Source organism: Streptococcus mitis, from assembly GCF_001579035.1.
Taxonomy (GTDB): Bacteria; Bacillota; Bacilli; order Lactobacillales; family Streptococcaceae; genus Streptococcus; species Streptococcus mitis_J.
On record NZ_KQ970358.1, the window covers coordinates 1 to 231 of the forward strand.

At 44.2% G+C, this 231-nt stretch carries 1 pseudogene; it reads right to left on the reverse strand.

What is annotated here, in order from left to right:
* Positions 1 to 231, reverse strand: a pseudogene (locus SMIDD26_RS13440) (hypothetical protein); the annotation flags it as partial.

Below are 231 nucleotides of genomic sequence, written 5' to 3' on the forward strand. Positions count from 1 at the left end.
CATCTAAGAGCACGTCCTTATCTGACTCAGCATCTAAGAGTACGTCCTTAAGTGATTCCGTATCTAAGAGCACGTCCTTAAGTGATTCAGTTTCTAAGAGCGACTCAGCGTCTAAGAGTACGTCCTTAAGCGATTCCGTATCTAAGAGCACGTCCTTAAGTGACTCCGTATCTAAGAGTACGTCCTTAAGCGATTCAGTTTCTAAGAGCACGTCCTTAAGTGACTCAGCAT